This window comes from Algoriphagus pacificus, assembly GCF_017254845.1.
Taxonomy (GTDB): domain Bacteria; phylum Bacteroidota; class Bacteroidia; order Cytophagales; family Cyclobacteriaceae; genus Algoriphagus; species Algoriphagus pacificus.
On record NZ_JAFKCU010000002.1, the window covers coordinates 621290 to 642078 of the forward strand.

Annotated in this window: 16 protein-coding genes; 8 read left to right on the plus strand and 8 right to left on the minus strand. The window is 39.4% G+C overall.

What is annotated here, in order from left to right; translation table 11 throughout:
- The first annotated feature begins 16 nt into the window (after positions 1 to 16).
- Positions 17 to 2281 (plus strand): helix-turn-helix domain-containing protein, encoded by a 2265-nt coding sequence (locus tag J0A69_RS09430; RefSeq protein WP_206586307.1) that lies wholly within the window; start codon positions 17 to 19, stop codon positions 2279 to 2281.
- Positions 2282 to 2331: 50 nt separating this feature from the next.
- Here J0A69_RS09430 and J0A69_RS09435 read toward each other — a convergent pair whose 3' ends face one another.
- Positions 2332 to 3978 carry a carboxylesterase/lipase family protein gene (locus J0A69_RS09435; RefSeq protein WP_206586308.1) on the minus strand — a complete coding sequence of 549 codons (1647 nt, stop codon included), beginning with the start codon at positions 3976 to 3978 and terminating at the stop codon, positions 2332 to 2334.
- A 90-nt stretch (positions 3979 to 4068) separates the two neighbouring features.
- Here J0A69_RS09435 and J0A69_RS09440 point away from each other — a divergent pair, with 90 nt between their 5' ends.
- Positions 4069 to 4767, plus strand: a complete 699-nt coding sequence (locus J0A69_RS09440) for an NUDIX hydrolase (RefSeq protein ID WP_206586309.1) — start codon at positions 4069 to 4071, stop codon at positions 4765 to 4767.
- Between the two features lies 1 nt (position 4768).
- Here J0A69_RS09440 and J0A69_RS09445 read toward each other — a convergent pair whose 3' ends face one another.
- Together J0A69_RS09445 and J0A69_RS09450 are read right to left on the minus strand one after the other, a co-directional pair.
- Positions 4769 to 5947 carry a DUF4421 family protein gene (locus J0A69_RS09445; RefSeq protein WP_206586310.1) on the minus strand — a complete coding sequence of 393 codons (1179 nt, stop codon included), beginning with the start codon at positions 5945 to 5947 and terminating at the stop codon, positions 4769 to 4771.
- A gap of 71 nt (positions 5948 to 6018) precedes the next feature.
- On the minus strand, positions 6019 to 7554 hold the full coding sequence (locus J0A69_RS09450; protein WP_206586311.1) for a M20/M25/M40 family metallo-hydrolase: 1536 nt from the start codon (positions 7552 to 7554) through the stop codon (positions 6019 to 6021).
- A gap of 205 nt (positions 7555 to 7759) precedes the next feature.
- On the opposite strand from J0A69_RS09450, the gene J0A69_RS09455 reads away from it, so the two are divergent.
- Complete coding sequence (locus tag J0A69_RS09455) at positions 7760 to 8299, plus strand: ECF-type sigma factor (RefSeq protein ID WP_206586312.1); 540 nt, start codon at positions 7760 to 7762, stop codon at positions 8297 to 8299.
- Between the two features lie 12 nt (positions 8300 to 8311).
- On the plus strand, positions 8312 to 10852 hold the full coding sequence (locus tag J0A69_RS09460; RefSeq protein ID WP_206586313.1) for a serine/threonine-protein kinase: 2541 nt from the start codon (positions 8312 to 8314) through the stop codon (positions 10850 to 10852).
- Positions 10853 to 10854: 2 nt separating this feature from the next.
- On the opposite strand, the gene J0A69_RS09465 is transcribed toward J0A69_RS09460, so the two are convergent.
- Together J0A69_RS09465 and J0A69_RS09470 are read right to left on the minus strand one after the other, a co-directional pair.
- Positions 10855 to 12396, minus strand: a complete 1542-nt coding sequence (locus J0A69_RS09465) for a thiol-activated cytolysin family protein (RefSeq protein ID WP_206586314.1) — start codon at positions 12394 to 12396, stop codon at positions 10855 to 10857.
- Between the two features lie 91 nt (positions 12397 to 12487).
- Complete coding sequence (locus tag J0A69_RS09470) at positions 12488 to 13147, minus strand: NAD-dependent epimerase/dehydratase family protein (protein WP_206586315.1); 660 nt, start codon at positions 13145 to 13147, stop codon at positions 12488 to 12490.
- A 225-nt stretch (positions 13148 to 13372) separates the two neighbouring features.
- Between J0A69_RS09470 and J0A69_RS09475 the strand changes: the two genes are divergently transcribed.
- Both J0A69_RS09475 and J0A69_RS09480 read left to right on the plus strand, forming a co-directional pair.
- Positions 13373 to 14053, plus strand: a complete 681-nt coding sequence (locus J0A69_RS09475; RefSeq protein WP_206586316.1) for a twin-arginine translocation signal domain-containing protein — start codon at positions 13373 to 13375, stop codon at positions 14051 to 14053.
- Positions 14054 to 14064: 11 nt separating this feature from the next.
- A complete protein-coding gene (locus J0A69_RS09480) occupies positions 14065 to 14478 on the plus strand; it encodes a DsrE family protein (RefSeq protein ID WP_206586317.1) in 414 nt (137 codons plus the stop codon).
- A gap of 51 nt (positions 14479 to 14529) precedes the next feature.
- Here J0A69_RS09480 and J0A69_RS09485 read toward each other — a convergent pair whose 3' ends face one another.
- On the minus strand, positions 14530 to 15315 hold the full coding sequence (locus tag J0A69_RS09485; protein ID WP_206586318.1) for an NYN domain-containing protein: 786 nt from the start codon (positions 15313 to 15315) through the stop codon (positions 14530 to 14532).
- A gap of 147 nt (positions 15316 to 15462) precedes the next feature.
- Here J0A69_RS09485 and J0A69_RS09490 point away from each other — a divergent pair, with 147 nt between their 5' ends.
- Both J0A69_RS09490 and J0A69_RS09495 read left to right on the plus strand, forming a co-directional pair.
- Complete coding sequence (locus J0A69_RS09490) at positions 15463 to 17637, plus strand: B12-binding domain-containing radical SAM protein (protein ID WP_206586319.1); 2175 nt, start codon at positions 15463 to 15465, stop codon at positions 17635 to 17637.
- A gap of 91 nt (positions 17638 to 17728) precedes the next feature.
- On the plus strand, positions 17729 to 18295 hold the full coding sequence (locus tag J0A69_RS09495; protein WP_206586320.1) for a Pycsar system effector family protein: 567 nt from the start codon (positions 17729 to 17731) through the stop codon (positions 18293 to 18295).
- Positions 18296 to 18341: 46 nt separating this feature from the next.
- Here the strand turns inward: J0A69_RS09495 and J0A69_RS09500 are convergent, their stop codons facing one another.
- Both J0A69_RS09500 and J0A69_RS09505 read right to left on the minus strand, forming a co-directional pair.
- Entirely contained in the window at positions 18342 to 19232 is an 891-nt protein-coding gene (locus tag J0A69_RS09500) for a dienelactone hydrolase family protein (RefSeq protein ID WP_206586321.1), read from the minus strand.
- Positions 19233 to 19425: 193 nt separating this feature from the next.
- A complete protein-coding gene (locus J0A69_RS09505) occupies positions 19426 to 20736 on the minus strand; it encodes a polysaccharide deacetylase family protein (RefSeq protein WP_206586322.1) in 1311 nt (436 codons plus the stop codon).
- Between the last annotated feature and the right edge of the window lie 53 nt (positions 20737 to 20789).

The following is a 20789-nucleotide window of genomic DNA, read 5'->3' on the forward strand; positions in this document are numbered from 1 at the left end:
TTATTATTTTAGTTATATGAAAGAACAATCCTCGGATAAACTTGAGTTTGCAGCAAAATTTGTGAATAATACCGGTGCTCCGATTTTTCTCACCGGGAAAGCTGGGACCGGTAAAACCACTTTTTTGAGAGATTTGGCAAAACGCACGCACAAGCGGCATGTGATTCTTGCACCAACTGGGATCGCTGCCCTTCATGCAAAAGGCGTGACTATCCATTCTCAGTTTCTTTTGCCCTTGGGTAGTTTTTTACCTGTTAGAGAGCCAGAGGGTAATTTTACCGATCAATATGGTTTTTATACCCAACATACCTTAAGCAGGAGACATCCTTTGAATCAGCTTCGCAAAAGTGTTTTGAAAGCTGTAGAACTCTTGGTTATTGACGAAGTGAGTATGCTTCGAGCAGATGTTTTGGATGCAATTGATTACCGAATGAAAAGTGTCAAAGGTAATTTTAGAGAGCCTTTTGGTGGCGTACAGGTATTGATGATCGGGGATTTATACCAATTGCCTCCGATAGTAAAAGATCATGAATGGCAGGTTTTGAATCGCTTTTATAACAGCATGCATTTTTTTGAGGCCAAAGCACTTCAGAATTCAGGTTTGGTTTACTTGGAATTGGACAAGATTTTTCGTCAACAAGACGATGAATTTATCAATGTATTGAATCACCTCCGAGACAACCAAGTAACGCAACAGGATGTGGATCTTTTGAATAAGCATTTTAAGAGTGCTGAAGAAATCAAAAAACTCGAAGAAGAATATATCACCATCACTACTCACAATTACAAAGCGGACCAGATCAATCAGAAAGAGATGGAAAGTTTGTCTGGAAAATCATTCTTTTTCGATGCAGAAGTAGAAGGTGAATTTCCAGATTCTTTATACCCTTTACCAGATCGATTGGAACTCAGAGAAGGAGCTCAGATTATGTTCGTGAAAAATGACAGCTCTGGAAACGCATCTTATTTCAATGGGAAAATTGCAAAAGTCATCCATCTGGAAAAAGATGAAATATTGGTGCAAATGCAGGGGACGGATGAGGAATATACCTTGAGAAAAGAAGTCTGGGAAAATAAAAAGTACATCGTAAATCAAGATACCAAGGAGTTGGATGAAGAAGTCATTGGTACTTTTTCTCAATATCCGATAAAACTGGCTTGGGCTGTCACAGTTCATAAAAGCCAAGGTTTGACTTTTGATCGGGCCATTATCGACGTGGGTCAGGCTTTCGCTCCAGGTCAGGTTTACGTGGCTTTGAGTAGGCTGAGAAGCCTGGACGGGTTGGTTTTGAGAAGTAGGATTCAATCAAATTTGGTCTACTCGGATCATCAAGTGGTGAATTTTTCCCAAAGTGCCGGGAACCAACTTGAGCTTCAGGACTTGCTGCAAAGAAACCAAAGCCATTATTTAGGAAGTCTCGTGGATCGGACTTTTGATTTACGTCCGATCTTAAAAGAATTGGAAACGTTTCAGAAGGAACAAAATAGCAGTTTGGAATTTGAGGATGCTGAAATGCAGAAGACTATCCCTGAAGTCTACCAGTTGCTTTCTGCTGAAGTTGGAAACACGGAGAAGTTCAGAAGGCAACTCTTATTTCTATTGCAGGAAAATGAATCCGAAAAGCTCCAGGAAAGGATTCAAAAAGGAGGGCAATATTATCGAGAATTGATCGCCAATTCTTTGAAAAAAATCTTATCTCAGGCAGGCTTGGTTGAGCAATTTTCCAGAACAAAAAAATACCTGGACGGGCTAGAATCTGTGGAGGAAAGTCTGTTGAGAAAATATGTTGAGTTAAGTAAACTGGGTAGATTAATCGAAGCTATTTCTTCCGGAAATACTCCTGGAAGAATGGAAGATTTGGACGAGGAAATTTTAAGTCTGAGACGCCAGTTTATTTTCAAAGCAAAAGAGCAGGCTGCGGAAAAAATAAAAGGAATCAAATCAAAAACGGGTCGTAAGAAATCAGGGGGATTGAAGCCAAAAAGACAAAAAGGAGATTCTTTCGAAGTGACCTACCTGCTGTATACACAAGGAAAAACAATCGAAGAAATCTCAAAAGAGAGGAGTTTAGCTCAGTCAACCATCAAAAGCCATTTGGCTCATGGAATAGAAACGGGTCGCGTAGAGCTGGAAAATTGTCTGCCTGAATATGTGATTTCTGAAATCAAAGATCAGCTGGAAAAGCAAACCAGCATGACCGAGTTGCGGGAATATTTTAATGGGAAATATGATTACGGAACCATTAAAATGGTCATTGCGGGGAATAAAGTGGGATTTTAGAAATAAAAAAGGGGAGCTTTATGGCTCCCCCGTTTGGAAACAGGAATAGATTAATTTTTGGTGTTTCCGTAGTATTTATCATGAAATTGATAACGCGGCTGGTCGCTGGCCTGAATCAATTTACTTTCCACATCTATAATCATTGTGGGTGGGGTTTCATCTGAAGCCTCTACTTTTTCCCAATTCGGAAGACCTTCTCCATTTGGGTTTCCAGTTTTGATGAAATTTTCGAAGAAGCTCATAAAGGTCTTAGAAACTTGGTAATCTTCAGGAGTCCAAGCAAAAACATCCACTAGATCCAAATTGCCCATGGCATATTCGATTTCGCAGGCATGAGGTGCACCGATTGGTTCAGGCATTTTTGGTCCTCCTTCCATAGTTCCACCAGCAAGTCCAGGAGTCAAATTCGCATCTTTCAGAGGAGGTCTCAATTTGCTGTATAAATATCGATAAACGGCTTGATTGGAGTTCTTAGCATGTAAGTCTAACCATTTCCAAGTGCTGTACGCGATGAATCTGTCTGCAGCCAAATCTGTCGCAGAACGTTCCACTTCTTCAGGTGTGGAATGAGGGTGGAGTTTTAAAACTTCCTCCCATTCACTTGGATAGGTTTCTTTAACTTTCGCGATAAACGCATCCTTGGTGTAAGGTTGACCTTGCATAAAAGCCATACCTGGGATCTCAGCAGAATTCCAGCCAGCAAGCAAAGGAACCATTGCTTGCTCTTGGGCTTCAAAGATTTCAGGAAGTGTTTTAGGGAGAAAATATCCGTCTAGAACCACTGGGAATCCAAATCTCTTGGATTCATTGTAAATGTCATAAATGTCTTTCGTGGAAAGATTTCGTAATTCTTCGATGCTTTTGTATCCAGCTTGTGTTGCAAAGTCTAGCCCCGTTTTTTCAGCTTCTTCTAATGAAACAGGTGCCAAAGTTGGATTGATTCCAGCACCACTTTCACCGATTGCCCCTGCTATTAGATCTTTTGAGAGGGGAGAAGCCATTTGATAACTGACTGAAATAGAACCGGCAGATTCTCCTGCGATGGTCACTTTTGATGGATCACCACCAAAGGTTGCGATATTTTCCTTCACCCATTTTAAGGATGCCATTTGATCCATCAAACCGTAATTTCCAGACGCTTTATATGGAGCTTCAGCGCTCAGGCCAGGATGTGCTAAAAACCCAAAAATGTTCAATCTGTAGTTGACAGTGACTACCACGATGCCTTTTTGTGCCATTGCCTCTCCGTTGTACCTTGGCTCGGATCCATCTCCGGCGACAAATCCTCCTCCGTAGAAATAAACCAAAACAGGGAGGTTTTTGGTATTTCTATCTGCTGGAGTCCAGACATTTAGATACAAACAATCCTCGCTGATTCCATCAGATTTGAAGTCCATATCTCCAAACACAGGGGCCTGAACTGCTCTGGGTCCGAATTTCATTGTCTTTTTTATTCCTGACCAATTTTCAAGAGGCTGAGGTGCTTTCCATCTTAAATCTTTAACCGGTGGTTTTGCATAAGGAATCCCAAAGAATTTCTGGATTCCGGTTTTGGTATCATATGAACCTTCAATAATTCCGTTTTTGATTTTTGCCTGCACATCAAAAGCATTTAAGTTTTGGGCTATGGCTAGATTGCCGAAAATGCCAAAAAGAAGTAGAATAGATAGTCCGCAAATTTTTATTTTTGAGCTCATGAAATTTGACTTATTGTATCGTTGTGAAACAATAGTAATTGCTTATTTTTAAAAAAACAATTTCTTTGAATAGTTTTCCTATTTTCGTCCATGGCTTTTGAACCAGAATTATATATACCCAATCTTTCCTACGATTCCGTCATTTTTGGTTTTTCTGGTGAAAAACTCAAAATCCTTGTTTTGGAATATCATAATACTGGGACATTCGCGTTGCCTGGAGGATTTGTCCGTAAGGATGAACCTTTGGAAGATGCTGTGAAAAGAGGGCTTTCTGAGAGGACAGGATTAGACGAGATCTATCTCGAGCAGTTTCATACTTTTGGCTCCATGGATCGATTTAGGCCTGACATCATGCGCAAAATCTTAGCTGAGCAGGGCCATATATTGGAAGATCACTGGATGCTGGGAAGGTTTATAACCATTGGTTATTATGCCTTGATCAATTATGAAAATGTCACCCCAAAACCCGATGAATTATCCGATTCAATTGAATGGTATGATTTTGATCAGTTACCCGAATTGATGATGGATCATCATGAGATAGTGAGGAAAGCATTGGAACATCTTCGTACTCATCTGGATCATAAACTACTCAGTTTCAATTTGCTTCCAGAAATGTTTACCATGAAGGATTTGCAGCAGGTGTACGAAGCGATTTTAGGTGAGCCCCAAAATAGAGCAAACTTCCAGCGGAAAATGTTAAGCCTAGGCATTCTGGAAAGACATGAAAAATTGTATACCGGAGGCTCGCACAAAGCTCCTTTCCTTTATAGTTTTAAGAAGTCTTGACTTAATTTAGGATAGGAATCGCGTCTACTGTATTTCTTAATTTTTTTGGTGCAAAAAGTCTGTACCCCACATGCATTTGTAAATAGACTCTCCAGTCCGCGTTGATGACTGAGGTGTTTTGTTGTTTGAACTTTCGGTTTTCAGCAGTGATCAACATCCCAGAAAAGAATCGCTCTCCATTGTAACCAAGAGCTCCTCGAGCATCCCATTTGAACACACCATTGTTTTGCTTTACCTCAACCTGATCACCCACGAATCTTGTAATAACTTTGGAATTCAAAAATCCATAGCCTAATGAAGCTCCAGCAGAGGCATAGAATTTCTCTTGAATCACATGAGTATAATAATATCCTGCATTTGCGATGACTTCAAAGTTCTTGGACTTTTGGGTAGTTATAGTCCCAGTTGGTTCCTCCCGATTGTCTACGATATAATAGCGATAAAGTAAAGTTGGAAGGAATGTACCGGCACTTTTCAGCTGACGCTCGGTTCCTGTAAAAATGGCTTTTGTGGAAAAATGCTGGTTGAAATTATAACCCGTTACCCCTTGAATACTTCTGTAATGAAGATTAGGAAACTGTACATAAGGATCGCCTTCCATCCAATCTGAGTCAAAGTCTGAGGTATTGTCAAGGTAATATCCTGTGGTTCTCGTATAACTCAGTTCTTGAACCCAATGGGTAAAATTAAAACCTGTTGAAAAACCGATCCCAGTCGTTTCTCCCTTGGTCAGATTATCGTCATTTCCTGTAATGAATTTGGGTATAAAACTGAATCCTAAAGACAAAAACCGATAGTTCATATTCAGTTTCAGAACTGAACTCCCATTCGGATAGATTTTTGTAATTGAGGGTCCTGATTCAACCGAAAACCGCTCATTGTCATTAACCAAACTGACTCTAAAAGCCAGATAATTACTCATGTTTTCGATATATCCATCTTCAATTATAATACCTTCCGAACTTGGAATAGTATCGTTTTCAGAAACTTGGATAGCTGGTTTAGCTAATTTTGAACTGTATTGATCAGTAAGTCTTGAAGCTAATTCCTTCTGAAGTCGAGGTGTGTTTTTACTTTCAGAGGGAATTGAAACATTGTCCTCTGTTAGCTGGAATTGCTGCGAAAATCCCAGACTGGTGATGAAAAATAAAGCGAGGAGGAAAAAAGAAAATAGTCTCATAGCACAGTATTTAAGTGACTAAATGCCAATGAAAATACTATTTTATTTTCAGGATTTCTTAAGCAAGAAAATTATTTGAGACGTATCATATCCTGAGTTTTTTCAGTCAGGATTGACATGACCGTAGTAATCCCTTCTTTGTAGTTTCCAAGTCGGATGTTTTCGTTAGGACTATGCTGGTTGTTGTCAGCATTGACAGTAGGAATTGTCACCGCAGGAATTCCCAAAGCATCCACAAAAGGAGAAATAGGAATCGAGCCTCCGGAAATCCTAATTTGAACCGGATCTTTTCCAAATGCTCTATTCATTGCTGAACGGAGCCATTTTCCAGTTTCGGAATCCATAGGAGTTCTAAATGCTTGATATGAAATGGAATAGACCATTTTGACGATTTTTGGATGATTCATGCGTTGCTCATCTGTTGGATCTTCTGAGACAATATGGAATCCTTGGCCCTCTATGTGATCTTTAATTAATCCAAACAATCTTTCAGGATCAGATTCCGGAACTAATCTCACATCAATTTCTGCTGTTGCAGTGGCTGGGACAATCGTTCTGGCTTCTTTTCCTACCCAGGCTGATTCAAGTCCCCTGATATTCAAGGAGGGATATTGAATACTTTCCTGATAGCTATTTCCTACGTTATCTGTTCTGCCTATGCCTAATTTTCTTTGAATAGCTTCCTCATCATCTGGAACTTTTGACAGAATTTCCTTTTCAGTTTGAGTTAAAGTTATTCCATCATAATAGCCCGGAATAGTTACCCTACCATTGGTGTCTTTCATGGATGCCAAAAGCTGAGAAAGTAACAATGCAGGATTTGGAGCATAATTTCCATAATGACCACTATGCTGAGGGAATTTTGGACCATAAGTTGTCAATGTCAAATCAGCGATTCCCCTTGCTCCAAAACTCAAGGTGGGTTCGTTGCTTGTATGTCTTGGCCCATCCATGATCAGCATCATATCGGCGGCTAATTTTTCTTTGTATTTGACTACTGCAGAAGGAAGCCTTGGAGATCCTTGTTCCTCCTCAAAATCCAGAATGATTTTCACATTATAATCAGGTGAAATACCTGCTTCTGCCAGCGCATCCCAAGCGGTGAGAAACATGGCAACGGGCCCTTTGTCATCAGAGGTAGATCTTGCAAAAATCCTCCAGTTTGGATCGTATTCGGTTTTTAATCGATCACTAGGGATTTTAGTCCATTCACCATTTTCCTGAATTTCCTTTAAAACCGGTTTGTATGGATCTGCCTGAAACCATTTGCTTAAATCAACTGCCTGACCATCCATATGGAAATAAAACAAAGCTGTTTTGGTTGCTCCAGGTTGTTTTTTCTCCACCAATAAAAGCGGAATTCCACCCGTAGCAAGGCGTTCGCTAGAATAACCTCTGCTTTCAAACTGATCTTCTGACCATTTGATATTTACTTCTATTTGCTCCGGAAAAACAGCATTATTTGGCATGCTGACTATCTCTTGAAGCAACTCTACTCCATGCTGCCAATGCTTCTCTGTGAGTTGCTCAAGTTTGTTTTTATCTGGTGCTTGGGAAAAAGCCTGGAAGCAGGCCAAGGAAAAAGAAAGGAGTAGAAGTCTTTTCATATGAAATAAGCTTTGACTTGAAAGTAAGTAAATCTCCGCCTATTTGAAAACTCAACTTATCCCCAAACGGCTCACAAAAGATCATAAGGTTGAGAAAACCTTCTAAATAACTGAACATTAATGCTTTGTAATTAGGTGTTTTTGGCGGGATGAATTATTTTAGAGTTGTATTTTTAATTTTCATTCTTGGTATTTTGTATTTCAAATGTATTCTCAAACCTTAACTTCCCAACCAAGTAATTATTCTCTTATCAAAAATCAGTTTTTGATTTGCTATGACGAATTGAGCAAATTTGCACATCAAAAGCTACGATTCGAGCATAATGCTTATACACTTGATACCTCGGCATTAGTCCATGAGGCATACCTCAAAATGGATCAGCATGAAAATGGTTTTCAGGACAAAAGTCATTTTTTGGCTATTGCGGCGATAGTAATGAGAAGATTTTTAGTAGACTATGCCAGACAAAAACATCGTCAGAAAAGGGGAGGGGATCAGATTCATCTGACATATGGTGCCATCACAAATCCTGTGGTGACTACGCCTGAGGAGGTTCTTCACTTAAATGAAGCTTTGACCAGACTTAAATCAATTAATAATAGACATTGTCGAGTAGTAGAATTCCATTTTTTTGGAGGGTATAAACATGAAGAAATCGCCCAAATGATGGGAGTTTCGATTGATACTGTAAGGAGAGATTGGAGACTTGCTAAAGCATGGCTTAGCAAAGAGTTGAGGAATTAATTTTTTTAAATCATGAGAAAAGAAAAGTGGAAGAAAGTTGAAAGACTTTTTCATCAACTTACTGAGTCCGATTCGGAACAGAAATCCGAAATTTTGGATATCCTTTCAAAAGAAGATCCTGAAGTTTACGAGGTATTACTGGAGCTTTTAGAATCAGACGCTCAAGGACATCCGATTTTTGCGGAAACACCACAGCATATTTTTGAAAAGCTCGAAAATGAAAGCTCTTTGATAGGTGAAAATATTGGAGCCTTTCGACTAAAATCCATCATTGGAAACGGTGCAATGGGATCTGTTTTTTTAGCAGAGCGAAATGATGGACAGTTTGAGCAGACTGTCGCGATTAAGCTTTTAAAACCTATGGTGATGGATCCCCGGTTGCGGGAATTCTTTCAGAGGGAAAGACAGATTCTTGCCAAACTGAACCATCCCAATATCGCGAGATTGTATGATGGTGGCTTTACCGCTGCAGAACGGCCGTTTTTTACAATGGAATATGTCTCAGGTAAAACAATCCTTGACTACATAAAAACCCGTAATTTAGATCTTAAACAGAGACTGAGCTTGTTTTTGCAAGTTTGCCAAGCAGTGCAATATGCCCATCAATCTTTGGTAGTCCATTTGGATTTAAAGCCTCAGAATATCCTGGTGAATACTGATGCACAGGTAAAATTGCTCGATTTTGGTGTAGCTAAAATTCTGGAGGATTCCGATGATTCAAAGAGTAGCTTTACGCTAGCTTATGCCTCTCCAGAGCAGATTTTAGCAAGAGATGCCGGAACCAGCTCAGATATTTATTCATTGGGAATTATATTTTTTGAATTGATCTGCGGAGCCCATCCTTTCGGACCTTTTTTCAACGATCCAATTGCTTTAAAAGCCAAGAAACTTGCTGGTAAAGACAAGGATTTTAGCCCCGAAATTTCCAAGAATTTCCCATTCCAGTCAGATCTAAAGTTGATTTATCAAAAGGCGACAAAACTCAATCCTTTAGAAAGATATCAGGCAGTTCAGGAAATGATGCGGGATATCAAATCATTTTTGAGGGATTATCCTGTATCTGTACATCCAAAAAGCTGGAATTATCTCAGTCGAAAGTATTTTAAAAGGAATGTGAATACAGTTCTTGCAGTGGGGATTGCAGGTTTTTTACTGCTTGGTAGTGGGATTTATCATACAATCCGCCTAGGTCAGGAACGGGATCTGGCTAGAATTGAGGCAAAGAAGGCACAACAAATTACCGATCTACTTACTGATGTTTTTATGGCGGCTGACCCTAATGTGGGCGGGGCTGACACCATTACCGCAGTTCAATTGCTAAATCAGGGCTACGAAAACCTAGAGAAAAACCTGGGCGATGAACCAGAAATGTTGGCCTCCATGATGGTTCAGCTTTCTCCGATCTATTTAAATTTAGGACAATATGAAAAGGGACGAGAGTTGGCTGAAAAAGCCCTTGAAATTAATCTAGCATTAGAGTCTGTTTCTGCGGAGACAATAGCAGAAAACGAAATTCAACTAGCAAGCTACTTTTACTTTTTGGGCAAATTAGACTCTTCCTTGTTGTATTCAGAAAAAGCACTCACCCGACTAAAAGATGCTGGAATTGAGCATGGATTGATTCTGGCTTCCTCCCTTATACAGTTAGGAAATGTACTTTATGATTTTAGTGATTATGATCAGGCAGATTCAATTTTCAATCTAGCTTTAAAGATCCATAGTGAGGAATTGAAGGCCCCTGATATTGATATAGCTTTTGATTTGCATATGATCGGTGCAAATGCCAGAGAAAAAGGAGATTTTGAAAAAGCTGAAAAATACCTTTTGGAGGCTCTGGAGATGAAAAAGGAACTGTTTGAAGAACCTCATTTGGAGATAGCCTATACCTTTAATCATTTGGGGAGCCTGTATCAATCCATGGGAAAAGATTCTATTGCCTTGGGTTACATCAAGCAATCATTGGATCAAAGGAAGGCCATACTTGGAGAATACCATGTTGAAACTATGGCGAGTATGGCAAATTATGCCAGGACTATGGTGAGGATCCATCGGAGTGAAATTGCTGTCCCTATTTATGAACAAGCGCTTGTTATTACAGACTCAATTGTTGGGAAGGAGCATATTTATTTTTCGGCTTTGATGGGAAGTTTGGGAGCAGCTTATTTCGATATGGAGGAATATAAAATGGCTAAAGAAAAATTTTTATGGACCGCATCTAAATACAGAGAAATCCTATCTGAGAAAGATCCCAGGATTTCATCTGCATATATGAATTTGGGCAAAACATACATGAAGGAAAACAATTTGGATTCTGCTTTATTTTACTTCAAAAAAACATTGGATATCAGATTGGAAATCATTCCAGACAATCATCTTCAAATAGCCCAAAGCCAACAAGCACTCGGAGAATGTTTGTTGGCAATTGGGGATTATTCTACCGCCATAGAATATCTGGAGTCGGCTAAGCAAGGGTATCAATCCCTTACAGATCCACCCATGGATGCGCTGAGCACGATCAATGCCTCCTTATTAGCGGCTAGAGAGGCCAAATAACTTTAACAAGAGACTTGTTTGACAAAAATTTGTGCCTTCCAGAAATCAAAGGTTGTTTCCATACAAACTTGAGTTGGTTTGGAATAGGTATTATCGGCAAGGAATTTCCATTTAAATCCATCCAAATATTCAACTGTCAACCGAATTCCATAAGCACCAGCAGGGACCGTAGCTACTTTTTTGGTATTTGTTTTTATATCCCCACTTCCAATAGTCTTGTTATACTCTATTCCGTTTGTTCTGATTTTATAGGCAATTGTGAATTTAACAGTAGGACCTAATGTCCCGTTTTTGTTATTCAAAGTCACCTGTTTGGAAGGATGTTGATAATCTTGACAAGTCTCCACGTTGTATTCCGTGGTATAACCAAGTTTGGCAGTGCTATTATCCTTCAAATAAGAAAGCTTGTAAGAAATAGGCACACCAGGATTATCCCGAGTATAGACAGCATTGTCTCCAGTGATGATGTCATTCAGATCTCCAAATCCTTTTGCTTCTACAGCGCGAGACGCAACTGATGCATTACCTCCAATTGTCACCACGGTGATGGAGGATTTGTTTAGAATATCCTTGTACTTCGCTTCAACTTCCGCAGAAACATTGGAGGTCAATCCTGTCGCGTAATTCAAGGCTCCTTCTAATTGAACATCAGTGGCAGAAGTGGTGGAGACCATTCTGAACATAATGATCCTGCCGTAATTCACAGCTTGAACATATGCAGGTGGAGCTGATTCACTGAATTTTTGTTCAATATCTTCCAATTTGGTTTTCGGGCCAAAAACTTCCCCAGGGCTGAAGGGTTCATTCATGGTGATAGAATAAAAAACCTGTTTGAAAACCATCATGGCAACACGTTCGGTTTTTGTGGATTCGTAGCTGAATTGGGTAGAAACATCGCCTCGTGCCCATTCTACATTCAGACCTACATCCATACTTAATTGCCTTGAACTATATGATGTGCTTGCCGAATAACTTGAATTTGCGGCATTGACATAGCCATCTTGATAGGCATTTGCATTCCACCATTCCAAGGCTTCATCTATTTTTGATTGAACGGTGGTGTTACTCGGATTTTCGACAAGGATGTTCCCATTTTCACCAATTCCAGGTAAATCCAGTCGAAGTGAAACAGGAGCTCTATCTACTCCGGCAGGTGTAGGAAGTCCTCCCAAGGTTTCTTTATCGGCGATGACCAAAGCGCCTGGATAAATAATTCCGTTGGTTGGTCTCAGAATAGCGATGTTTTCAAAATTATTTTTCAAATCATAAGTCACAGTTTTACATTCTGTGAATCCTCCATCAAAATTGGAGTTAGAGGTTTTACTGTTGATTTGTGTTCGCTGGGAAGAACCGGAAATGGACTGGACGTTTAATAAATCGTTTGTGTTTCCGCTTAAATTTCTCAAATAATCACTGATGGTAGCTGCATCAGGTGAGATCTTTATAGGTTCTTCTTTTCCTCCCAAATCGCAGGAAGCTGTGATGAAAAGTATCAAGGCAAAGAAAAAATATGCCTCGATAGGTTTTTGAAATAATGATTTCATGGCGAATAGAATTTTTGGTTATAATTCTATAGGCGATGTTTTGTGGTAAAAGTGGTAATGAGTATTGAAAAAAAATCAAATTTTTTGATTCCTACAGTTTTTTAGCCGTTTCCCTGATCTCTTTTCCATTCAGGATAAATTGTTCAAATCCGTGTAGTGATACATAAATCATTGAATCGCCGATTTCTTCTAAAAGATTGAATCCATTTGGAAGAGCTTTTTGACCTACTGGGTATAACCACTCAATATATTTATAAAAAGAAAGTTGATTTTTCATTCCTTCGATAGGTTTGATAAATCCTGGGCGATAAGCGTAAACAGCCTTGAATGGTAGTTTTTTTAACTCATTTTCTGTTTTTCCTTTAATTCTTGCCCAGTGACTTCTGCTTTTTTCCGAGCTATCAGTTCCCTGACCTGATACATAGGTAAAAGTCATAGCTGGATTTAATTCAGCTAAGGTTTCGGCAAAAGCAAGCGTCAAATGATATGTGATTTTTTCATAAGCTTCTTTGGTTATGCCAACAGAAGAAATTCCAGCACAAAAAAAGCAGGCGTCATACCCTTTCAATTGATCTTTAATTGGATTCAGATCCATAAAATTGGGATGGATGATCTCTTTTAATTTTGCATCGGTGTACCCGCAGGATTTCCTATTGATCACTAGGATTTCACTGATACTTTGGTTTCCCAAAGCACGGATTAACACTCCTTCGCCAACCATTCCAGTGCTTCCAGTTATAATTATTTTCATAGTATTGGACATATCTAATATGAAATTTTTTAGTGTCAATTCTTTAGTCGACTATATCTTAATAAACGTGAGTCTGATGAATTGAATACGGGTTTGATAGTTTATAACTATTTAATTTTCAGTAGTTAAATTATCTTTTTGCGATGAAAAAGTGTATATTTCAGTAGCAACTTTTTAACTATTCCACAATGAAATAACCCAGTTTCAACTAAAATAATTTTTAAAATGAAAGAACAAAATAGTAATTCTCGAAGAAATTTTATTGGCGCAATAGCATTAGGCTCAGCTGTAGGAGGTTTAACGGGTTTCTCTAGTCCTTTGGGCATAAATAACCCACAAAACACGAAAAAATCACTTCATGAGGCAGATGAATGGTTTAAGAAAGTAAAAGGGTCTCATCGAGTAGTTTATGATGGATCCACACCGCATGATGGGTTTCCGATAATCTGGAATTGGGCTTATTATTTAACAAATAATCAGACAGACAGTCCTGATTCAGATATTACTGCTATGACAGTTTTACGCCATAGTGCTATTCCTTTTGCATTAGAAGATAGGCTTTGGGCAAAATATAAATTGGGTGAGGTTTTTCAGGTTAATGATAATATGACAGGGAAGGCCTCTTTGAGGAATCCATATTATGAGCCAAAAGAAGGAGATTTTCCAATGGCAGTGATTCAAGGAATAAAAGATTTACAGGCAAGAGGAGCGATGTTTTGCGTTTGTGATTTGGCTTTGCAAGTGTATAGTGGAGCCATTGCAGGGCAAATGAATCTAAAGACGGAAGATGTTTATGCAGATATGAAAAGTGGAGTGCTTCCCGGTATCCAGGTGGTTCCGTCCGGAGTATGGGCGTTGGGCAGGGCTCAAGAACATGGTTGTGCTTACATTTTCGCAGGGGGTTAAACTCAAAACTCATGAAAAATCTACTGGTTTTCTGCTTTACACTATTGGTTTCAGGGACGGCATTTGCCCAGAACCCTCCGGTTAAAATCGTTTTTGATGTTACGAGTTCAGACAAAAGCGTCCATGAATCCGCGATAAGGCACATCAAGTTGATGTCAGATTTGTATCCATCTTCGGAATTTGAAATGGTTCTTTATAGTGGATCCCTTCCGATGGTCTTAAAAGATGAATCAACTGTTTCAAAAGATCTGGAAATGCTGGCAGCCCGTGAAAATGTTTCTTTCAAGGTTTGCGAGATGACAATGAAAAGACATGAAAAAACAATTGCAAATCTGATTCCTGGTGTCGGAATAGTACCAGATGGAATCCTTGAAATAATCATGAAACAGAAAGAAGGTTGGGGTTATATCAAGGAGAGCAAATAGAATCTTCTCGACCTATTTAAACCAAAAAAAAGGGCCGGTTTGGCCCTTTTTCTATTTTAATTTCACCAATGGGTAATTTAATCCATTTACCTCATTTTTGATGACTTGGTATTTTTTGAGGCTTTTAAATAACTCTGTCAGATTTCTATATCCATAAGATCTCGGGTCAAAAGAAGGATCTATTTTCCGCAGAGAAGCTCCTATTTTAGCAATATGGATTTCCTCTTCTTCATCAGAGGAAATTTCAAAAGCTCTATCTATTAACCCCAAATCCAAGGTGGGAGATTCTTTGAGGATCTCTTCGTTCTTTGATTCTTCTGGTTTCACGACATCTTTTCGATTGCTTTTTGGCTGTATTTTTTCTGATTTCGATACCTCAATTTTTTCAGTTTCTTCTTTATGGCCGAGGTTTTCTGAAAAAGTAAAAATTTCACAGGATTGCACAAAAGCTTTTGGGGTGATTCTTCTTCCAATTCCCATTACAAACAACCCCTCCTCACGGATTCTTTTTGCAAGTCCGGTATAATCTGAGTCACTGGATACGATGCAAAATCCATCTACACTATCACTGTGGAGGATATCCATAGCATCGATGATCATCGAACTATCGGTGGAGTTTTTTCCGGTGGTATATGAAAATTTTTGAATGGGATTAAATGAGTGTTGATTGATCAATTCCTTCCAGCTGTTCATTTGAGGGGTGGTCCAATCTCCATAGATTCTTCGGATTGTGGCTTTTCCATATTTGGAAACCTCTTCCAGAATTTCTTTTAAAAGTTTGGCCTGTGCATTATCGCCGTCAATGAGTACAGCTATGTTGAATTTGTTATCTCTCATGGTTTATATTTTCTGAATAGGTTAAATCTACCAATTTTCGAGCCGCAATGCCCAAAGGACAAAAACCTTCCTTTTCATTTTATCAAAAGGAATTCGTGAGAATCAGCGATTCTTTACGAACTTTGGACTCTATCCAATCAAAGATCTGTGGCTGTCAAAGTTCTTTTTATCACTCCTCCTTTTACCCAACTTAACACTCCATACCCTGCAACGGCATATTTAAAAGGTTATTTGAATACGCTTGGTGTGTCTTCTAAACAAATGGATCTGGGGATTGAGGTTATTTTGAAGCTTTTCTCCAAAGAAGGCTTGACAAAAATCTTTGATCAAATAGAGCAAAATGAGATAGATCTTTCAGATAATTCTGCTAGAATTTTACGGTTAAAAGCTAATTATCTTCAAACGATAGATCCTGTGATTGCTTTTTTGCAGGATAAGAATCCCACCCTGGCTTATCATATTTCCGAGGGAGACTTTTTACCTGAGGCAAGCCGATTCGAGCAATTGGATGATTTGGAATGGGCATTTGGCACTTTGGGTGTCCGAGACAAAGCCCGCTATTTCGCCACGCTTTATCTGGAAGATATTGGGGATTTGATTACAGAAGCGATAGATCCAAATTTTGGTTTCAGTAGATATGCAGAGCGTTTGGGCATGTCTGCGAATAACTTTGATGAAATGGAGCAGGCTCTGGAAAATGAGTCAGGTCTGATTGATCAAATCATGTGGGAAATTCTGAAAAAAAAAGTAGAAGAGGTTCAACCTCAATCTATTGCGTTTTCGGTGCCCTTCCCCGGTAATTTGTATGGAGCTTTAAAATGCGGGCAATTCATAAAAAGCCAGTTCCCAGAAATTAAAGTCTGGATGGGAGGAGGATATCCTAATACAGAATTAAGGACATTGAAAGATCCTCGTGTATTTAATTACCTGGATTACATCACACTGGATGATGGAGAGGCACCCGTTCGGTTATTGCTGGAGTTTTTAGATGGGAAAAGAGGAATTGAGGAGCTAAAGCGAACCTTTGTCCGAATCAATGAAGAAGTTAAGCTTTTGAATAATTCGTCAGTCAAAGATGTATCCCAACGAGAAGTTGGTACTCCGGATTACAGCGATTTGCGATTAAAGAATTACTTGTCGGTCATCGAAGTTGCAAATCCCATGCACAGACTCTGGAGTGATGGGAGATGGAATAAGCTCACTTTGGCACATGGTTGCTATTGGGGCAAATGCACTTTCTGTGATATTTCTTTGGATTATATCGGAAGATACGAGCCAATTACTGCTTCGATACTTTGCGATAGGATAGAAGAAATCATGGCGCAGACAGGAGAAAACGGGTTTCATTTTGTTGATGAAGCTGCGCCTCCAGCTTTGATGCGGGATTTAGCTATTGAGATTCTCCGACGGGAATTAACGGTCGTTTGGTGGACCAATATTAGGTTTGAAAGTAGTTTTTCAGCTGACCTATGTAGGTTGCTTCGGGCTTCGGGATGCATTGCGGTTTCTGGCGGTTTGGAAGTGGCATCAGATCGACTTTTAGCATTGATAAAAAAAGGAGTTACCGTTTCTCAAGTGGCTCAGGTGTGTCAGCATTTCACCCAATCGGGTATTATGGTCCACGCATATTTGATGTATGGTTTCCCAACACAAACAACCCAGGAGACGATTGACTCCATGGAAATGGTTCGTCAGTTATTTGAAACAGGAGTTCTTCAATCTGCTTTCTGGCATCGATTCGCGATGACAGCACATAGTCCAGTTGGTTTGGATCCTAAAGCATTTCAGGTTCAAAGAGTAGGGGTTGGAGAAGGAGATTTTGCAAATAATGAGTTGGATTTTCAGGATCCAGTGGGAGCAGACCACAGCCAGTTTAGTCAAGGGTTGAGGAAGTCCCTCTTCAATTACATGCATGGGGTAGGCTTCGAAATTCCTTTAAAGGATTGGTTTGATATCAAAATGCCTAAAACAACGATCCCTAAAAATTATATTTCAAATGTACTTCAAAGCGAACCGGACCTTGAATATAAAAGTCATCAAAGGGTATTGTGGATTAGAGCTTTGCCTGAGTTAGTTGCTGCAGAGGATGAAGGTTTTTGCGAGTTGGTATTTTCTGGCAAAAAGGAGGATTTCGCAATGGAATTACCTCTTGAACTTGGGCAATGGGTTTCTAAATTTCTTACCCAGGTCTCGTATACACAGCAGCTTCAGACTTTGAATCCGATCATTCAAAGTTATGAAGAAGAAGTTGGAAGTTTTGACGAGTTGGTAGAATCGGAAGTCTGGGAAATTTTAAGGGAGCAAGGGTTATTGATTTTTTAAACTGAAGTTAAGGGTGTTGGCTATCAAATTGTTTGGCTCCCAATTATCTTGAGAAAATATTATGTAAATTCCATACCACTTTAACAGTACTATGGAAGAACAAATACTCGTAAAAAAAGATAAGGCAGACAGAGAACATCAGACCTTCTTTAGGGTGACTTTTAAAAACAACTGTAATCTGCTTCAGATTGCTGATAACAAAGCAAACATCATAATTAGCATCAATGCTCTTGTGATTTCCTCTGTGGTAGCAATTATGGGTTATGGGACGATTTCGCATCAAATAGAGGTGCAAAGCCCAATTACTTTGATTCCTGTTTTGCTGCTGATTTCTGCATGTTTTGTTTCTACTATTCTGGCCGTGCAGTCCGCTAAGCCCAAAATCATGGGAAATAAGAGTTTGAATGTGGTGAATCCAAAAGCCAGTATTATGTTTTTTGGATCTAGTGCCCATTTGACAATGGAGCAATACCTGGAAGAGATTAATCGGATTTTGCCGTCCAAAAAGGAAATCCGAGAGCAGATGTCTATCGCTCTTTTTTATCAGGCAAAAGTTTTAAACAAAAAATATAGCCTTCTACGGCATGCCTACAATGTTTTCATCCTTGGCTTGGCTTTAGGCATTTTGACTTTTATTATTTACCTCGGAATGGTATAAAGAAAAAGGGAGACTCGATAATGTCTCCCTTTTTTGTTGTTTTCAATTACCCTTTCAAGTGTTTGTTGAAAAAGTCTATGGTTCTTTCCCAAGCTAGAGTGGCAGCCGCCTCATCATACCTTGGAGTCGTATTATTATGAAATCCGTGATTTACATCTGGGTAAATAAAAGCCTGATATTCCACGTTGTTTGCCTTCAATACCTCTTCATAAGCTGGCCATCCGGCGTTTACTCTTTCATCCAAACCAGCATACTGAAGCATAAGAGGAGCTTTGATCTGAGCTGCTTCTTCGGCAGAGGGTTGGCCTCCATAAAATGGAACTGCTGCTCCTAATTCCGGAAGTCTCACAGCCATCATGTTTGAGATCCATCCTCCGAAGCAAAAACCGACAACACCTACTTCACCTGTGCAATCAGGATGTTTTTTTAGTGTTTCATACGCTGCTATAAAATCCTCCAACATTTCATTTCTATCTCTTTTGGATTGCATGGCTCGGCCGTCGTCATCATTGCCTGGATAACCTCCGAGCGGAGTCAAAGCATCTGGCGCCAAAGAAATAAAACCAGCTACGGCGCATCTTCTTCCCACATCTTCGATGTATGGATTCAAGCCCCTGTTTTCATGTACTACTACGATACCAGGAACTTTTCCACTCATTCCAGTTGGAGTGGAAAGAAGGCCTTTGATTTTTCCTCCTCCTTTGGGAGAGTCATACATTATATAGTCAGACTCCAATCGCTCATCATCGGGGAGAATAGTTTTAGTATCAACATAATTTGGCATCATGGCACTCATTAAAGAGGCAACTGTAACCCCTCCGACGGCATATGCCGAAAGCTTTTCAACGAATGTTCTTCTATCTAATTTATTATGGGCATAGGCATCGTACAGGTCAAAAACCTCCTGTTTGATATCTTCTTTTTTTAATTCTTTCATGGATGACTTGGTTAAATATGAGTTTTAAATGTTGCTAATCTAATTTATTCAAAATCAGCTTGTTTTAAGAATTGTTTTGAAAAAAGTGAGAAATCCTCTTTCAATGGTTAAAACCAATGGTTGGAAGAGATTCTTTCAACTAAAAGCTTTCAAAGGAAATAGGACTTCGAATCGTTAAAGTTTTAATTAAGTTTTATTGAGTAATCATCACTTTAGATTCAGCTAAAGTCAAAGGAAACAAAACATACCGTCCCGATTCATCTTCTTTGATTTCCAGATCTTCTTCTCCATTGATTTTTGCTTGTTTCCAATCTTCTGGAATGTAAGTCTTGATCGTTAATGGAATAGTATAGATCTCCGGATCAAGTTCGCTTGTCAGGGAAATAGTAATCTGCTGATCTTCGACTGTGCTGGTCAATTGCGTGTTTTGCCGAGCTCGGATATATTTTGTTACATCACGGAATGTATCTATCCAAAGCTCATTTTCTTTGGATTTCATAAAGGAAAAATACTCTTCAAGTTGTTCTTTAGTCTTTGGCTCCCAGCCAAGATTTTCAACTCCATGGATTACTAAGACCAGCCAAGTATTGTCATGATTCAAGGTCGTATCAATCCATGCTTTCATATCTTCGAACGAATGCCGAGTTAAAATCCCACGTTGCCACTGCACATATTCTTTCTGCGATGCGCCTGGAGCAGCATTGCTACCACGGTTTATTTCTTCTAGCCAAGTCTCAGGCATCCGGTTTCTTAGCGCAGGGTAAATTTCATGAGCATATTCCATGACCCTTTCATTTTCCGTTCCATATGGCCCTTCTGCTGTGAAAATAGACTCTTCACCGATGATCTTCAGAAGATCGGCTTTGCTTTGCTCTAATTCATATAACATGTTTATTTCATCCAGAACCGCAAGTCTTGGATGAGTCACCGTGTGGGAAGCGATTTCATGGCCTTGAGCCGCGTAAGATTTGTATTGCTCCCAAGAAGTGGTGTCTTCCACGTTATTGTGAAAAACCACTTCTCCAGTATTCCTCATCTTACCTGTTCTGATTTTTTCATACCCCTCATCCAGTAACTCATAAGCCTCTTCGATTCTTCCCGATTCAAACATGGAACCAACTCGGGCATGATAATCCTCGGCTTCAGTAGTGCCAGTAAAAGCAATAAGTGAGGCACGCTCAAAGAAGTTGCTGGAATCAGTTCTAACAGTTTCTGTCTCTTTTATGATTTCCTGAGGATCTCTTCCGATGAATTTTCCTTTGCCTGAACCTTCTACTTTTCCAGTGATGATGTAAAAAGTAGCAGGTAATCCTAAGCTGTCTAAGATTGGTTTGGCAATTGTCAATTGATTGATGATGCCATCGTCGAAAGTGATAGAAACAGCTCCTTTTTTATCATCCGGCCACTTCGTGATTTCTGATTTTACAGTTTGATCCCCTGAAGGAGAACAAGAAAAAAAGAGATATGAAATCAGTAGCGATAATAAACAGGAAACTCGGGTCATATTTTATTCGGTAAGGTCAGATTCTAATATCAGCTTTTCAAAGCTGAAATGGG

What these genes read in the sequence shown, in the direction of transcription:
- J0A69_RS09430 (WP_206586307.1), top strand. Translation starts at nt 17, where the DNA reads ATGAAAGAACAATCCTCGGATAAACTTGAGTTTGCAGCAAAATTTGTG.
- J0A69_RS09435 (WP_206586308.1), bottom strand. Translation starts at nt 3,978, where the DNA reads ATGAGCTCAAAAATAAAAATTTGCGGACTATCTATTCTACTTCTTTTT.
- J0A69_RS09440 (WP_206586309.1), top strand. Translation starts at nt 4,069, where the DNA reads ATGGCTTTTGAACCAGAATTATATATACCCAATCTTTCCTACGATTCC.
- J0A69_RS09445 (WP_206586310.1), bottom strand. Translation starts at nt 5,947, where the DNA reads ATGAGACTATTTTCTTTTTTCCTCCTCGCTTTATTTTTCATCACCAGT.
- J0A69_RS09450 (WP_206586311.1), bottom strand. Translation starts at nt 7,554, where the DNA reads ATGAAAAGACTTCTACTCCTTTCTTTTTCCTTGGCCTGCTTCCAGGCT.
- J0A69_RS09455 (WP_206586312.1), top strand. Translation starts at nt 7,760, where the DNA reads ATGTATTCTCAAACCTTAACTTCCCAACCAAGTAATTATTCTCTTATC.
- J0A69_RS09460 (WP_206586313.1), top strand. Translation starts at nt 8,312, where the DNA reads ATGAGAAAAGAAAAGTGGAAGAAAGTTGAAAGACTTTTTCATCAACTT.
- J0A69_RS09465 (WP_206586314.1), bottom strand. Translation starts at nt 12,396, where the DNA reads ATGAAATCATTATTTCAAAAACCTATCGAGGCATATTTTTTCTTTGCC.
- J0A69_RS09470 (WP_206586315.1), bottom strand. Translation starts at nt 13,147, where the DNA reads ATGAAAATAATTATAACTGGAAGCACTGGAATGGTTGGCGAAGGAGTG.
- J0A69_RS09475 (WP_206586316.1), top strand. Translation starts at nt 13,373, where the DNA reads ATGAAAGAACAAAATAGTAATTCTCGAAGAAATTTTATTGGCGCAATA.
- J0A69_RS09480 (WP_206586317.1), top strand. Translation starts at nt 14,065, where the DNA reads ATGAAAAATCTACTGGTTTTCTGCTTTACACTATTGGTTTCAGGGACG.
- J0A69_RS09485 (WP_206586318.1), bottom strand. Translation starts at nt 15,315, where the DNA reads ATGAGAGATAACAAATTCAACATAGCTGTACTCATTGACGGCGATAAT.
- J0A69_RS09495 (WP_206586320.1), top strand. Translation starts at nt 17,729, where the DNA reads ATGGAAGAACAAATACTCGTAAAAAAAGATAAGGCAGACAGAGAACAT.
- J0A69_RS09500 (WP_206586321.1), bottom strand. Translation starts at nt 19,232, where the DNA reads ATGAAAGAATTAAAAAAAGAAGATATCAAACAGGAGGTTTTTGACCTG.
- J0A69_RS09505 (WP_206586322.1), bottom strand. Translation starts at nt 20,736, where the DNA reads ATGACCCGAGTTTCCTGTTTATTATCGCTACTGATTTCATATCTCTTT.